This is a genomic window from Elstera litoralis, from assembly GCF_000963705.1.
GTDB lineage: Bacteria > Pseudomonadota > Alphaproteobacteria > Elsterales > Elsteraceae > Elstera > Elstera litoralis.
This window is the reverse complement of the sequence record NZ_LAJY01000292.1, coordinates 1-14,482: the sequence shown is the minus strand read 5'-3', so window position 1 is coordinate 14,482 and position 14,482 is coordinate 1. Positions and strand designations below refer to the sequence as shown.

Sequence of the window (14,482 nt, the reverse complement as noted above, 5' to 3'; positions counted from 1 at the left end):
ACGGTCTCGCCCTGCTCGAAAGCCTGCCGGGGACCGCCCGGCTGTTGCTGACGGCGGATCGCTCGCCCGCCTTGCGCCAGCGCGCGCTGAGTGCCGAAATTCAAATTCTGTATAAGCCCTTGCGCCCTGCGGCTTTGCGCAGTTATCTCAGTGCCTTGGCCGCTCAAGCGGAGGATGCCCCCGAGTGACACCGCGTTTCCTGATTGCCGACGATCACCCGCTGGTGCGCGCCGCCCTCAGCGAAACCCTGCGCCGCCGCTGGCCCGAGGCCGAGTTGCTGGAAGCGGCGGATTTCGACAGTGTCATGGCGCGCCTCGCCCCTGCCGATCCGTTGGCCAGCGATCCCGAGGTGGATCTGGTGCTGCTCGACCTCACGATGCCCGGCAGCAATGGCTTGATGGGGCTGATGCTGCTGCGCGCCCACGCGCCGACCGTGCCCGTTGCGGTGGTTTCGGCCCAGGAGGATGCGGAAACGGTGCGGCGCGCGCGGGCCTTTGGGGCTGCAGCCTTCATCCCCAAATCGGCCTCGGTCGAAACGATCCAGGAAGCGATTGCCGCGATTTTGCGCGGCGATCTGGTTGCCCCCGAAACCGCCGCCCCGGCCGATGCCGACGATCACGACCTCTATCGACGCCTCGCCACGCTCTCGCCGCAGCAGTTGCGCGTGCTGGCGATGATCGGCGAGGGCAAGCTCAATAAACAGATTTGCTTCGAACTCGGCATCGCCGAGCAGACCGTGAAGGCCCACGCCAGTCAGATTTTCCGCAAGCTCGGCGTCGTCAGCCGAACCCAGGCGGCGCTCGTGATGAACCGGCTGACGCCGTCCGGGCTCTAACTCCGCGTCGGCAGCGTCCGCAGGCGCGCGGCAATCTCCTGGCTCACGGCGGAAATCGCCCGGTTCATGCTCGCGACGGCGGCGGGAAAGCCGGTGCCGCTGCCCTTTTCCTGGCGCGCGAGGCGGGCGGAGGCGACTTCGGCGCGGCTGGCGGCATCGATGATAATCCAGCGCCCGCCCAGCGTCGCACTGCATCGGGCGCGATTTCGAAGCGGGTGATATCCAGATAGATTTCGTAATCGAGGCTTCCCACCGCGCGGCCCGATTGCATCAGTTGCGCTTCCACCCCGAGCAGCCGCGACAGGTTTTCGGTGAGCACGCGCGAGAGGGTGACGGGTAGGCGTTCGGCCCAACGGTCGGTTTCAACCGCGCTGACCTCATTGGTGCCGGCGCGCACCACCAGTTCCGGGCGGTCGAGATATTCGGGCACCTGGGTTGCGCCGATGCCGAGCGCGAGGCGCTGGTCGAGGCGCGGCGCGGGGCTCACGACCTCTAGCGGGTCCAGCACATAGAGGCGCGCGGGCGGTGTACCCGTGAGGCAGCCGGTAAGGGCGGGGGCGAGCAGGCCAAGGCTGAGGAAAAAAGGCAGGCGGGACATTCTATCGCTTTCCGACAATCAGGGCATTGGGGTTGCGCTCCAACTGTTCGGCAAAACCGCGCAGCGAGCGCGTGACATAATTGAGATTGCGCAGGACTTGTTCCAAATCGGCGCGCTGGGCCGAGGCCGGGCCGATGAGGCTATTGGCGGCTTGTACCGCCTGTTCGGTGGCTTTCAAGGTGGCGTTGGCCTGAGCGGCGAGGGCGAGCAACTGCTTGTCGGCATCCTGCGCGAGCTTACGCGAATCGCCCATCAGGCCGGAAACGTCGGTTTGGGTGGCCTTGGTCGCCTGCTGGATGGTTTGCAGGGTGGTGCGCGCTTCGGCCAGCGTGAGTTCAAGCGATTGGCTGAGCGGAATGATCGCGCCCTGCGCCGTAACGGCGGCCTCGGCCAAGGCTTCCGCCCCGCGTGCGCCGCTGGTCAGCAGGGTTTTGATTTCGGGCGAGGTCAGCAGATCGTTAAGATTGCTCAAGACCGCCAAAGCCGTTCCCGCCATATCCTGCAAGGGCAAGGCCCCCACGGTTTCCAGCAGCGAATCGAACCCCGACCGCAGCGTGGGGATTTCCATCGCTTGCCCTGCGCTCTTTTCGGGCGGCGGGGCGGCGGGGAAGAAGTCGAGATTGACCGACACCAAGCCGGTTACGAAGCTTTGCACCTGCAATTGCGCGCGCAGCCCCTTATCGATAGCCTCGCTCAGGCTTTCCGAAAGCGGGCGGGCCACGCCGACAAAGGCAACCTTATCGGTATCGATTTCCAGTTCCACGGGAATACGCGCCTGGAACGTGTCGGGAATAAGCTGAAGCTGAATGCTTTTGACCTGGCCGATGCGCACGCCCCGGAACGTCACCGGCGCGCCGACCGCAAGCCCGCTGACCGATCCGTCGAACCTAGCGATGGCGACCTCTTTCGCTTCCCGGCTGAACAACCCGGAGCCGAAGGCGGTAAGGCCGCCGATGCCGAGGACCAGCGCTCCGAGCACGAAACCGCCGATGACGACGGGGTTGGCGCGTTTGCTCATTGGTTAAAGCTTTCCCATTGCATAGATCACGCGCGCCGAAGGGTACTGAAGAACCCATCCACTTGGCGGCGCAGGGTTTCGGCCTGCTCGGAGAGTTCGTGGGCGGCGGCGCGCACATCGGCGGCCCCCGTGCCGGTGGCGACGGCGGATTGATTGATCCGGTCCACCGTACTCAGCACTTTCTGGGTACCCTGGGCCGCATTTTCCGAATTGCGTACGATTTGCACGGTGGCGGTGCTTTGCTCGTCGATGGCGCGCGCAATCGCCGTGGCGCTATCGTTGACCGAGGTGATGGTTCCGGCGATTTCCTGAATGCCGCTCAGGGTTTCGTGCGTAGCGGCTTGGATCGCGGCAATCTGCTGGCTGATTTCATCGGTCGAGCGCGCGGTTTGGCTGGCGAGATTCTTTACCTCGGTGGCGACGACGGCAAAGCCCTTCCCGGCTTCCCCAGCGCGGGCGGCTTCGATGGTGGCGTTGAGCGCCAGAAGATTGGTTTGGCTGGCGATATCGGTAATCAGCTTCACCACGTCGCCGATTTGCTGCGTGCGGTCGGCAAGGCCCTGCATTGTGCCCTTGGTCCGGCTGGCCTGATCCATCGCCTCGCTGGCGACCTTGGTGGAGTGCAAGACCTGTTGGCGGATTTCATCGACCAGTTTCAGCAACTCCCGCGCCGCCTCGGCAACGGTATCGACGCTGCGGGCGGCCTCCCCGGAGGCGACGGCGACCGTGCCCGACTGCTGGGTGGTTTCATTGGCGGAGGTGGCCAAGCGGCTTGCGGTGGCTTCCAGAAGCGCGGCGGCTTGGCCGATGCGCCCCAGCGCCGTTGTGGTTTGGGCATCGAAAGCCACCACATTTTCTTCCAGCGCGGCGCGTTGGGTTAGGCGGCGCTCGGCCTCCTCGCGCGCTTGCCGATCGAAAGCCCGCGCGCGGCTGGCGGTTTCGGTATAGGCGATAAAGGCTTTCGCCAGAACGCCGACTTCATCGCGGCGCTTTGCTGTGGCCGGATCGACGACGACATCGACGGTCGAGCCGTCCGCCGTGCCCGCCATGCCGCGCGCAATCAGGGTCAGCGGCTGGGAGATCAGGCGATGGGCGACCAGAATGGCGAGCCCCAACGAGGCAGCAAGGCCGAGCAGCGTCAGCGCCAGCAAATCCCGGATCGTATCGCTGTAAAGATCATTACCGCGCACAATATTATCGCCAAATTTTTGTGAAATTTGGCTGCTGGATCAAGTTCACCTGCTCCGGCAGGCTTTGCACGAGTTTGCGAACCGTGACGATCCGCGCGGCATCGTTGGTCGCGGTGAGCGCTTGGACGTTAGCTTTGATTTCGGCGAAAGCCGCTTCAATCGCTTTGAGCGGTGCCGAGGCCTCGGGTTTGGCAATGGCATCACGCAGGGCGGCCAGCGACTGCCCCGCCTTCTCCAGATCCTTGCCAAGCTGCGCCGCGATAGCCGGGCGCTCGGCAGGCCCCATGGAGGCGAGATGTTCAAGATGTTGAGCGATAACAAGCACATCGACCATCACCACATCGGCGGTATGCACTTCGGTCGTCGCCACTAGGAGATCATCGACCACGGTCGGAATCGCGCCAACCCGAAGAATGCCGAGCACGGCGACGGCAATCGTCGCGAAAGCGATGAGAATAAAAGTAACGCAGAGCTTCCAAATGAGTGGAAGATTTTCGATCAGTCGGATCATCGCGTTGCTCTCGGGCTGGGGCAGTCGTTACGGGTTTCTAACACAGAGTTAGGCTTTTTTCAGAAAGCTTAATAGGGGCGGGGTTAGCGCTTCACCGCACCCCGGCGCAGGAAGGCCTGCACTTGCGGTTCCGGGCAGGTTTCAAGCAGCGCTTTCGGCGGCCCGTGGGCAATCGGCGTGCGGGTTTCGGCGTCGAGAAAGATCGAATTATCGGCGATGGCGAAAATGCTGGCGAGTTCGTGGGTGACGATGACCACCGTCGCCCCCAGCGAATCGCGCAGTTCCAGAATAAGATCGTCCAGCCGTTTCGAGCTGATTGGGTCCAGCCCCGCCGAGGGTTCGTCGAAAAACAGAATATCCGGATCGAGCGCAATGGCGCGGGCAAGGCCCGCCCGCTTGCGCATGCCGCCCGAAATTTCCGCAGGCATGTAATCCTCAAACCCGCGCAGGCCCACGAGGGCGAGTTTCAGCGCCACCAACTCTTCGATCTCGGGTTCGGTCAGGCTGGTATAGGTGCGGATCGGCAGGGCGACATTTTCGGCCAGCGTCATCGAACTCCACAGCGCGCCGCTTTGGAACAGCACGCCAAAACGCCGGGTTAGGCTATTGCGGTCGCGGCCTACGGCGGTGCAGAGATTATCGCCATCGTAGCGGATCGCGCCTTTGACGGGGGTCAGCAGGCCGATCATATGGCGCAGCAGCGTACTCTTGCCGCAGCCGCTGCCGCCCATAATGACGAAAATCTCGCCCTGGTGGACGGTCATGCTGATGTCGCGCTGCACGACGTAAGCATCGAAGATCATGTCGAGCCCGTCGACTTCGATGCGGGGCGGGGCGAGTGCAGTCATGGTTTACAGTTTCAACATATTGAGCAGCACGGCGAAAATCCCGTCGGCGATGATAATGAGCAGAATGCAGCTAACGACGGCGTTCGTGGTGGCTTCCCCCACCGCCGCCGCACTGCGCCCGGCGCGTAACCCTTGCAAACAGCCGGCGCTTGCGACGATCACGCCGAAAACCAGGCTTTTCACCAGCCCGACGACAAAATCGCCAAGCTTCACCGCCAGTAGAGTTTGATTGATATAGGCGGCCCCGGTGATATCGAGAATCCCGACGCTGACCACATAGCCGCCGATCAACCCCATTAGGTTCGAATAAAGGCAGAGCAGCGGCGTCATTAGCACCAGCGCCAGCACGCGCGGCAGTACGAGGAAATCGATGGGGGAGATGCCGAGCGTGGTCAGCGCGTCCACCTCCTCATTGCCCTGCATCGCGCCGATTTGGGCCGCGAACGCCGCCCCCGTGCGCCCCGAAAGCACGATAGCGGTCATCAGCGCCGCCATTTCCCGCGCCATCGCGACCGCAACAAGGTTCGCGACATAAAGTTCTGCGCCGAACACTTTCAACTGCATCGCGCCGATGAAGGCGAGGATCAGCCCGACCAGCAGCGAAATAATCGTGACGATGGGCAGCGCCTGCGCGCCGCATTCTTCAACGAACAACAGAAAATCGCGCTGCTGAAACTGGGCTTTGCCGCGCATCAGCCGCAGGGTGGAAACCGTGATGCTGCCGAGGAAGTTCAGCCAGTCGCGGCCCTGTTTGGCAAAGCCGAGCGCTGTTTTGCCCAAGGCCGTCAGCGGCGCAAACCCCTTGCCGCCGCGCGCCGCGCCTTCGCGTTCCGGAACCGCCGTTGCCAGCGCGTACAGCCGCCGCGCGCCTTCCGGCAAACCTTGCAAGGTCAGCGGAATATCGCCGAGCGCGCAAATCTCGTGAAGCTTCAGCAGGAAGGCGATCAGCGTACTGTCGTAGGCTTCTACCCGCGCCTCCACCGTAATCCCCGCGACATAATCGCCGTGGGCAAATTCCTGCGTGACCGGCACCAGCGAGGCAACGCCATTCGCAACCCGCCACGGCCCGGTGAGAATAATGCGCAGGCAGCGGTCTTCCCCCCGCTCGATGCTAACGCGGGGATCGGGACCACGGGGACGGGACCACAGCAACGCCAAAGTTGGACTCCTCTTTGCCCTCGGGATGGGTCTAGCGAAAGGGGCGGCACAACCCTATCTTGTTTTGAGGCCGTTGGGCCAACCTTACCTGTTTCGGCTTTCTTAGAAGCGTTATAAATTTGGCTTGACGGCGGAACGGGCGGCTGGCATATCTAACTTCGTTCTTTGGAATTATTCCAAATCGGGGTGCGCCCCGGTTTTTTGCAGACTTATCCTGACCTTAACCTGGAGATGCACACAATGTTGACCGTTGGCGATACCTTCCCGAAGTTCAATCTCACCGCCGTGACCGGCCCGAACCATCAGACCGATTTTGCCGAAGTTTCGAACGAAACCTATAAGGGCAAGTGGCTGGTCGTGTTCTTCTGGCCGAAGGATTTCACCTTCATCTGCCCGACCGAAATCGTCGGTTACGGCTCGCTGGAAAAAGATTTCGCCGACCGCGATGCCGTGCTGATCGGTGCCTCGACCGATAGCGATTTCGTCCATGCCGCGTGGCGAACCCATCACGCCGACCTGAAGCCGCTCACCTTCCCGTGGCTGGCCGACATTAAGCGCGAGCTTTCGACCGAACTCGGCATTCTCGAAAAGAACGCCGGCGTTGCCCTGCGCGCCACCTTCGTTGTCGATCCGGAAGGCGTTATCCGTCACGTCACCGTCAACGATCTGTCGGTCGGCCGGAACCCGCAGGAAACCCTGCGTATCCTCGATGCGTTGCAGACGGACGAGCTCTGCCCCTGCAACTGGAAGCAGGGTGAAGAAACCCTCTAATCCAGCCTAAGACTGCCCCCGTCGCAACTACGCGGCGGGGGCGTGCCGGGGCCGTCCGGTGACAGAGTTTCCCCCTGTTTCAGGACGGCCTCGGCCTTCAATAATATCTCGTGATGCACCCGCGCCCGGCGCGGAAAGGAGACGCTATGTCCATCGAAACCTTGAAGTCCGCGCTGCCCGATTACGCCAAAGACCTGCGCCTCAACCTCTCCTCGGTGCTGTCGCAGCCGATGCTGTCGGCCAATCAGACCTGGGGCACGGCCCTTGCTACCGCGATTGCCGCGCGCAACCCCGCCGTGATCGCCGCGATCAATGCCGAACTCGCGGACAAGATCGACGCCACCAACGTCAACGCCGCGAAAGTGGCGGCATCCCTGATGGGCATGAACAATATCTATTACCGCTACGTCCACCTCTCGCCCACCGCCGACTTCAAAACGATGCGCGCGGGCCTGCGGATGAACGGCATGGTCGGCCACGGTGCCGATGGGCTCGATTTCGAACTCTGGTCGCTCGCCGTCTCCGCCGTCAATGGCTGCGGCATGTGCATCGAAAGCCACGAGCACGAAGTCTTCAAAAAAGGCGCGACCAAGGAACAGGTTCAAGCCGTGGTGAAAATCGCCGCCGTGATTACGGCTGTGTCGGCCGCCCTCGAAGGCGCGGCGGCGCTGGGCGAGTAGGGCTGGTTGGTTCGCCGGGGCGCTGCCCCGGCGCCCCGCTTAAGGGCCGGGCGGCCCTTAAGAATCCCCTGCCTTGGGAGAGGTGGGGGATTTTTTACTCGGCGGCGGTTTTGGCAACGGCTTCGGCGATCAGATCGGCGGCGCTGAGTTCGACCAATTTCCCATCGCGGCGGATAACGATTCCCGTATTTGTTTGAATGGCGATCTTTCGGGCCTCGGCGGCAGAGCGATGCAGCGCGGCAAGAGCGGCGAGGGCACCATCAGACGGTTTAAACTGTGAAGTCTTGTTCATAGCTCGCCTCCACTGTCCAAAAGGACAGGTACAGAAGCTTGAATGTTATACAGCGTTCAACCGTCAACCGTAGCCTTATAAGGGTTCCAAGGGCTTTTAGCCCTTGGCGGGTCCAGGGCAGAGCCCTGGGCGGCGAAGCCAATAGCCTTACCCGCCCCGATACCCGTTCGTGATCGGATACCGCCGCTCGCGCCCGAAGCTGCGGCGGGTGAGCTTTACCCCCGGCGCGGATTGGCGGCGCTTATATTCCGCCCGGTCAAGCATGGTCCACACGCGCGTCACCAGCGCTTCCGGGTAGCCCGCCGCGACGATTTCGGCGTGGGAGTTTTGGCCTTCGATGATCCCGGCCAGAATCGCATCGAGCACGTCATAGGGCGGTAGCGTGTCCTGGTCGGTCTGGTTCGGCTTCAGCTCGGCGGTCGGCGGTTTGGTGATGACGCGCTCGGGCATCACCAACGTGTCGGAGCCCGAAACCGGCCCCAGCGCGCCTGCGGGAGCCTGGCGGTTGCGCCAGCGGCAGACGGCGAACACATCGGTCTTATACAGGTCTTTCAGAATGGCATAGCCGCCGCACATATCGCCGTAGAGCGTGGCATAGCCCACCGCCATTTCGGACTTATTGCCGGTCGAAAGCACCATCGCGCCCAGCTTATTGCTGAGCGCCATCAGGGTCACGCCGCGCGCGCGGGACTGAATATTCTCTTCGGTGATATCGGCGGCGCGACCTTCGGTGAGCGGCGCGAGCATTTGCCCGAAGGCCGCCATCGCAGGTTCGATACTCACGGTATGCAGCGCGATTCCGAGGCGCTGCGCCACGCCCGCCGCGTCGTCGAGACTCTCTTGCGAGGTGTAGGGCGAGGGCATCATCACGCCCGTAACCCGGTCCGGCCCCAGGGCATCGACGGCAATCGCCGCCGCCAAGGCCGAATCGATCCCGCCCGAGAGCCCGAGGATGACGCCGGGAAAACGGTTCTTATCGATATAATCGCGCAAGGCGACGACCATTGCCGAATAGAGCGCTTCGTCGCGGCTGAGGTCCGGCGCGGGTTTTTGCGGGCTCGCCAAGATAAGCTTGCCCTCGGCGTCCCGCTCGACGGTGATGATCCCCAGGGCCGATTGAAAGGCGGGGAGGGTGAGCACGGTGCGGTCGTCGGAGCCCACAGCGAAGGACGCGCCGTCGAACACCATTTCGTCCTGCCCACCGACTTGATTGACGTAGACCAGCGGCAGCCCGGTTTCTTGAATGCGGGCACGGGCGAGCGCGCGACGCTCGGCGGTTTTACCATCCTCGAACGGCGAGCCATTCGGCACCAGTAGAATTTCCGCGCCCATTTCGGCCAGCGCCTCGGACACGTCGGGCGTCCACATATCCTCGCAGATCGGCACACCCAGCTTAACGCCGCGAAACAGAATCGGGCCGGGGATGGGGCCGGGGATGAAAACGCGCTTTTCGTCGAACACGCCATAGTTCGGCAGATCGTGCTTGACGCGGACGGCAGCGACTTTGCCGCCGTCGAGCAGGGCGACGCAGTTGCCCGGCTGCCTCCCAGTTCGAGCGGAACCCCCAGCAGCAGGGCCGGGCCGCCGTCGGCGGTGTCGGCGGCGAGGGATTCCAATTCCGCCCTGCACTCGGCGAGGAATTTTGGGCGCAGCACCAAATCTTCGGGCGGATAGCCGGACAGAGTGAGTTCGCTGAACAGGATCAGGTCGGCCCCGGCTTTCGCCGCCTCGGCCCGCGCGGCGCGGATCAGGGCGGCATTGCCCGCCAGATCGCCGACATGGGGATTGAGTTGCGCCAGCGCGAGGGTAAGCGCCCGTTCGGCCATTCTAACCATCCTCCAGATACAAAAGCGTTGCGAGGCCGAACAGGCAGCCAATCGCCGCCGGGGTCCAGGCCGCCAGTTCCACGGGAATGCTGGCGGATTTGCCCAAGGCCTGCACGAGATCATTCATCAAATAGAAGCCGAAGCCGATAATCACGCCGAGGCCGATGCGCAGGCCGACGCCGCCGCGCCGGGCCGACCGGAGGGAGAAGGTCGCGGCAATCAACACCATCGCCCCCAGCAGGACCGGCACGGCCAATTGGCTGTGCAGGTAGAGCCGGTGCCGCGTCGCCGAAAAGCCCGCACTCTCCAGTACCGAAATAAAGTCCGGCAAGGCCCAGAACGACATGGTTTCGGGCCGGGCGAAGCTTTCTTGAATGCGGTCGGGGGTGAGGTCGGTCGGCAGCACCAGCCGCCCGATGGGTTTCGACGGCTGGCCATTGGGGGCCTCGAAGGCGGGCTCGACGATCCAAGCCCCCTCGCTCAGGGTAGCGGTGGGGGCATCGACCCGCGCGAGGAAGCGGCCTTGCGCGTCATAACGCAGGATCATCACGCCGCCGAGGCTGCGCAGATCGCGGCTGACCTGATCGGCATGGATGATCGCCGTCGCCCCTTCCGTCTCGGCCTGCCGCAGCCACAGCCCGGCGGGGGAGACGATCATCTGCTCCACTTGACCGCGCAGCAGCCGGGCTTCCAAAACCTCGTAGCGGGCGAAGGTAACAGCGGCGAGCTGGTTTAGCAGCGCGACCTTCACAATCCCAAGGCCAATCGCCACGATCAGCGCCGGGGCGAGGAACTGCCAGACGCTGATTCCGGCCGCGCGGGCGACAATCAGCTCGTTACTGCGGGTCAAGCGCCAGAAGGCCATGATCGCGCCGAACAGCACCGCGAAGGGCATCAGGGTTTGCGTCGTCTGCGGCAGTTTCAGCAAGGCGAGGTGCAAAACGGTCGCCAGCCCCACATCGGGTTTGGCGGCGGCGCGGCGCAGCAGTTCGACCGAATCGGCGATAAAGATCACCGCCGCGAGCCCCAGAAAGAAGCTCAGCAACCAAACACTGAAATGCCGGGCAATGTATCCACAGAATAGCGGTGAGATGCGCATTATCGGGCCTCCGCCTGCTTGAACAGCAGGGCAGGGCGCGCAATCATCACGCCCGCCCCGAGAATGATAAGCGCGGGTAGCAGATAGAGCAGTATCACGGCCCCCGCCATCCGGCTCGCCACGGTCGAGAGCGCGAAGAAGGCGGCTTGGGTGAGGGCGGCGATCAGCACGGCGGCAAAAATCCGCCGGGTCTGGCCGCGCCGGTTGAAATCGCCCGACAGCAGCGCGCCGAAGGCAATCGCCAAAAACGCCGGGATCATCAGCGGGGCGGCTAAGCGCTGATGGGCTTCGATGAAGAGGCCCCGCCGCGTGCGCTCGTCCAAACCCTCTTCCGGCCAAAGCAGTTCATCGAGATAGCGTTCGGTGCCTTCGCGCTGGCGCGGGCCGACCTGGCCCGTGACCCGGTCGATATCCACCGTATAGCGGTCGAAAAACAGAAAGCTGACGCGGCCGGTTTCCCGGTCCAACTCCTGCCGGTTGCCACTGACCATAATCAGGCGCGGCCCGTCCGGGCTTTGCACGATGGTGCCCCGGTCGGCGATATAAGTGGCGGGGCGCAGGGGATTGCGGCCATCGTGGACCATGATCCCGAATAAATCACCCTGGCTGCCCTGCTCGCGCACGAACAGGGTGAGTTTTTCGTCGAGCTGGGTGAACACCCCCTCCTGCAACAGCACGGCGGCGAAATTGCTGCGCAAGTTGGCCTGCATATCCTTGAAGGCGCGGTAGGAGGCGGGGAGCCCGTAGAGCGTGAGCCCGTAGCCGATCAGCAGCGCAATCGCCATCACCAGAATCGCCGGGCGCATCAACTGGCTCGGCCCCAGGCCAACGGCGCGCATCGCGAGCAATTCGCTGTCGGCCTGAAGGCCGTTGTAGGTGAACAGCACGGCGGCAAACAGGGCGATGGGCAAAATCACCGTGAGGAAATTCGGCAAAACCAGGGCCGAAATACTAATGAAGGTGGAAATCGGCAGGCCGCGATTGACGGTCAGATCGATGAAGCGCAGCGATTGGCTGAGCCAGATCGCGGCGGTCAGCACCAACAGCACGGCGAGCGTGGCAACGATCACCTGCCGCGCGATATAGCGGTCGAAGCGGGAAAACATGGGGCGCACTATAGGCAGGCGCGGTAAACCCCGCTAGTCCCCCCTTGCAGCACGGGCGTGTGCGTCGTACATCCCCGCTATGAGCCCATTTGGGGCGAGGAGGGATGATGGACCAATCGGCACGGATTTTTGTGGCGGGCGCGCGCGGCCTCGTGGGCGGGGCGATTGTACGGCAGCTACGGGCCAAGGGGTTTACCAACCTATTGACGCCGGGCCGGGCCGAGGTTGATCTGACCGACCGCGCCGCGCTCGACGCCTATCTTGCCGCCCATAAGCCGCAGTTTGTGTTCGATGCCGCCGCCAAGGTTGGCGGGATTCAGGCGAATAATCAGTTCCCCGGCGATTTCATCCGCGAGAATTTGCTGATCCAGACGAATTTGATCGATGCTTCCTACCGGGCGGGCGTGGAGAAATTCGTTTTTCTCGGCTCCTCCTGCATCTACCCGAAGTTCGCGCCGCAGCCGATGCAGGAAGAGCATCTGCTCACGGGTATTCTGGAGCCGACCAACTCGGCCTATGCGATTGCCAAAATCGCCGGGATCGAGATGATTAACGCCTATCGTCGTCAGTTCGGCTTCAAGGGCATTTCGCTGATGCCGACCAACCTGTATGGGCCGGGCGATAATTACGATCTCAATAATAGCCATGTGTTGCCCGCGCTGATCCGCAAGTTCCACGAAGCGAAGCTCGCGGGCGCGCCGGAAGTCGTGATCTGGGGCACGGGCACGCCGCGCCGCGAGTTCCTACATTGCGACGATCTGGCCGACGCGGCGATCTTCCTGATGCAGACCTACGACAGCTCCGAGATTATTAATGTCGGCGTCGGTGATGATATTCCCATCGGCGAGCTAGCCTTGCTGGTAAAAGAAATCACCGGGTTCCAAGGCAGACTGGTGCAGGATACGAGCAAGCCCGACGGTACGCCGCGCAAGCTGCTCGATGTCTCGCGGCTCACGGCGCTCGGCTGGAAACCGACGCTCTCCTTGCGCGACGGGATCACGCAAACTTACGCCGCCTATCAAGCCTCGCTCGCGGCGGCGGCATGAGCGTTGCCGCTATGCTGGCGCTCTATCGGGGAATAGGTTGGGGATTGAAGCCGCTGCTACCCGCCTTCCTCGGACGGCGGCTGAAGCGCGGCAAAGAGCATCCGCAGCGGTGGCGCGAACGGTTGGGGGTGCCCGGTTTGCCGCGCCCCACCGGGCCGCTGGTTTGGCTCCACGGAGCGAGCGTTGGCGAATCTCTGGCGCTGTTGCCGCTGGTGACGGCATTGCGCGCGGCCCGGCCCGATTTGATCTTGCTGGTGACAACGGGAACCGTAACCTCGGCGGCGCTGCTGGGCGAGCGCTTACCGCCGGGCGCGCTGCATCAGTTCATTCCCATCGATGCGCCCTGGGCGGTAGATCGGTTCCTTGCCCATTGGCAGCCCGATTTCGTGCTCTGGACCGAATCCGACCTGTGGCCGACGATTCTGACGCGGCTCAAAGCGCGTGGCACCCCCGCCGTGCTGCTGAACGGCCGCCTGTCCGACCGCTCGTTCCAGCGCTGGCAGCGGGCGAAGCCGATCATTCAGCATTTGCTGGAGTGCTTTTCGGACGTTCTGGCGCGGGGGGAGGAAGATGCCGCGCGCTTTCGCGCTTTGGGGGCGTTGCGGGTGCAGGCGGTTGGCAATCTCAAGCTCGCGGCCGACCCCCTGCCGGTGGATCCGGTGGCCCTGGCAGAGGCGCGCGCGCGGATCGGCGACCGCCCGGTGATCGTCGCCTCCAGTACCCATCCGGGGGAAGAAGCGCTGATCGCCGAGGCACATAAGGCGCTTTTGCCTCAGTTTCCCGACCTGCTGACGATCCTCGCGCCGCGCCACCCCAATCGCGGGCCGGAGCTTGCTGGCGACCTCGCCGCGCCGTGCCGCTCGCAGGGGGCGGCGCTTCCCGACAGCGGGCTCTATATCGCCGATACAATGGGCGAACTGGGGCTCTGGTATCGCCTAGCCCGTGTTGCGGTGATCGGCGGCAGCTTCATTCCCCACGGCGGGCAAAACCCGACTGAAGCGGCGCGCCTCGGCGTGCCCGTGCTCTTCGGCCCCCATATGGAAAATTTCCGTGACGAGAGCGAAGGGCTGCTGGCGGAAGGAAGGGCGGAGCGGGTTTCCGAAGAAGGTTTGGCGGCAGTGCTCACCCGCCTGCTGGATGCCCCCGTTGCGCCCAAATTGGCGGATACGTCAGAAGGTAACGCCCTGGCGGCGACCTTGGTAATTCTGCGCCCGAAGCTGCCGCAGGCATAGGAACAGTTTACTTCCTATCCCTTTATACAAAATATGATATATTTTTTGCATACGACCGGTAAAACCGATCATCTTCGTGCAGACGAGCAAGCAGGATCTCCTGGGTCCTCCCCCGAATATCCGACGGCAGATTGGGTATCAGCTTGATCTCGTTCAGAACGGTGTTGAGCCTGACGATTGGAAGCCGATGGTGTCGATTGGTGCAGGCGTTCAGGAAATCAGAGTTAAAGACGAAACCGGTGCCTACCGCACCCTCTACGTCGCGAAATTTG

Annotated in this window: 16 protein-coding genes and 1 pseudogene; 7 read left to right on the top strand and 10 right to left on the bottom strand. The window is 63.2% G+C overall.

Going from position 1 to position 14,482, the window contains the following annotated elements:
* Together VZ95_RS25580 and VZ95_RS11865 are read left to right on the top strand one after the other, a co-directional pair.
* Nucleotides 1–188 (top strand): hypothetical protein (locus tag VZ95_RS25580; protein ID WP_045776021.1); only part of this gene is annotated, 188 nt, incomplete at its 5' end.
* Nucleotides 185–835 carry a response regulator transcription factor gene (locus tag VZ95_RS11865; protein ID WP_045776020.1) on the top strand — a complete coding sequence of 217 codons (651 nt, stop codon included), beginning with the start codon at nt 185–187 and terminating at the stop codon, nt 833–835. The genes VZ95_RS25580 and VZ95_RS11865, both read left to right, overlap by 4 nt.
* Nucleotides 836–899: 64 nt before the next feature.
* Here VZ95_RS11865 and VZ95_RS21985 read toward each other — a convergent pair whose 3' ends face one another.
* The 6 genes from VZ95_RS21985 to VZ95_RS11835 all read right to left on the bottom strand — a co-directional run bounded on the left by VZ95_RS21985 (nt 900) and on the right by VZ95_RS11835 (nt 6,158).
* Complete coding sequence (locus VZ95_RS21985; RefSeq protein WP_052711713.1) at nt 900–1,433, bottom strand: PqiC family protein; 534 nt, start codon at nt 1,431–1,433, stop codon at nt 900–902.
* 1 nt (nt 1,434) lies between these two features.
* The gene (locus VZ95_RS11855) at nt 1,435–2,451 is read right to left on the bottom strand and encodes an MlaD family protein (protein WP_045776019.1); all 1,017 of its coding nucleotides are present in this window, start codon (nt 2,449–2,451) and stop codon (nt 1,435–1,437) included.
* A 26-nt stretch (nt 2,452–2,477) separates the two neighbouring features.
* A complete protein-coding gene (locus tag VZ95_RS11850) occupies nt 2,478–3,641 on the bottom strand; it encodes a methyl-accepting chemotaxis protein (RefSeq protein WP_052711712.1) in 1,164 nt (387 codons plus the stop codon).
* A gap of 4 nt (nt 3,642–3,645) precedes the next feature.
* Nucleotides 3,646–4,152 (bottom strand): hypothetical protein, encoded by a 507-nt coding sequence (locus VZ95_RS11845; protein ID WP_045776018.1) that lies wholly within the window; start codon nt 4,150–4,152, stop codon nt 3,646–3,648.
* Between the two features lie 83 nt (nt 4,153–4,235).
* Nucleotides 4,236–5,000: an ABC transporter ATP-binding protein gene (locus VZ95_RS11840; protein WP_045776017.1), complete on the bottom strand. Its 765-nt coding sequence runs from the start codon at nt 4,998–5,000 to the stop codon at nt 4,236–4,238.
* Between the two features lie 3 nt (nt 5,001–5,003).
* Nucleotides 5,004–6,158: an MlaE family ABC transporter permease gene (locus VZ95_RS11835; RefSeq protein WP_198148259.1), complete on the bottom strand. Its 1,155-nt coding sequence runs from the start codon at nt 6,156–6,158 to the stop codon at nt 5,004–5,006.
* 240 nt (nt 6,159–6,398) lie between these two features.
* On the opposite strand from VZ95_RS11835, the gene VZ95_RS11830 reads away from it, so the two are divergent.
* Nucleotides 6,399–6,929, top strand: a complete 531-nt coding sequence (locus VZ95_RS11830; protein ID WP_045776023.1) for a peroxiredoxin — start codon at nt 6,399–6,401, stop codon at nt 6,927–6,929.
* A gap of 146 nt (nt 6,930–7,075) precedes the next feature.
* Nucleotides 7,076–7,609, top strand: coding sequence for a carboxymuconolactone decarboxylase family protein (locus VZ95_RS11825; protein WP_045776016.1), 534 nt, complete (start codon nt 7,076–7,078; stop codon nt 7,607–7,609).
* Between the two features lie 94 nt (nt 7,610–7,703).
* Here VZ95_RS11825 and VZ95_RS11820 read toward each other — a convergent pair whose 3' ends face one another.
* The 4 genes and pseudogenes from VZ95_RS11820 to lptF form a co-directional block, all read right to left on the bottom strand.
* Nucleotides 7,704–7,901: a hypothetical protein gene (locus VZ95_RS11820; RefSeq protein WP_045776015.1), complete on the bottom strand. Its 198-nt coding sequence runs from the start codon at nt 7,899–7,901 to the stop codon at nt 7,704–7,706.
* A gap of 147 nt (nt 7,902–8,048) precedes the next feature.
* Nucleotides 8,049–9,727 (bottom strand): annotated as a pseudogene (locus tag VZ95_RS11815) (NAD+ synthase).
* A gap of 1 nt (nt 9,728) precedes the next feature.
* Nucleotides 9,729–10,826, bottom strand: coding sequence for an LPS export ABC transporter permease LptG (lptG, locus tag VZ95_RS11810; protein ID WP_045776014.1), 1,098 nt, complete (start codon nt 10,824–10,826; stop codon nt 9,729–9,731).
* A complete protein-coding gene (gene lptF, locus VZ95_RS11805; protein WP_045776013.1) occupies nt 10,826–11,932 on the bottom strand; it encodes an LPS export ABC transporter permease LptF in 1,107 nt (368 codons plus the stop codon). The genes lptG and lptF overlap by 1 nt, the downstream gene beginning before the upstream one ends.
* Before the next feature lie 104 nt (nt 11,933–12,036).
* Between lptF and VZ95_RS11800 the strand changes: the two genes are divergently transcribed.
* The 3 genes from VZ95_RS11800 to VZ95_RS11790 form a co-directional block, all read left to right on the top strand.
* Nucleotides 12,037–12,978, top strand: a complete 942-nt coding sequence (locus VZ95_RS11800; RefSeq protein WP_456297699.1) for a GDP-L-fucose synthase family protein — start codon at nt 12,037–12,039, stop codon at nt 12,976–12,978.
* Complete coding sequence (locus tag VZ95_RS11795) at nt 12,975–14,210, top strand: 3-deoxy-D-manno-octulosonic acid transferase (RefSeq protein WP_084627745.1); 1,236 nt, start codon at nt 12,975–12,977, stop codon at nt 14,208–14,210. The genes VZ95_RS11800 and VZ95_RS11795 overlap by 4 nt, the downstream gene beginning before the upstream one ends.
* Nucleotides 14,211–14,286: 76 nt before the next feature.
* On the top strand, nt 14,287–14,482 hold a 196-nt coding region (locus VZ95_RS11790), incomplete at its 3' end, for a type II toxin-antitoxin system RelE/ParE family toxin (RefSeq protein ID WP_045776011.1).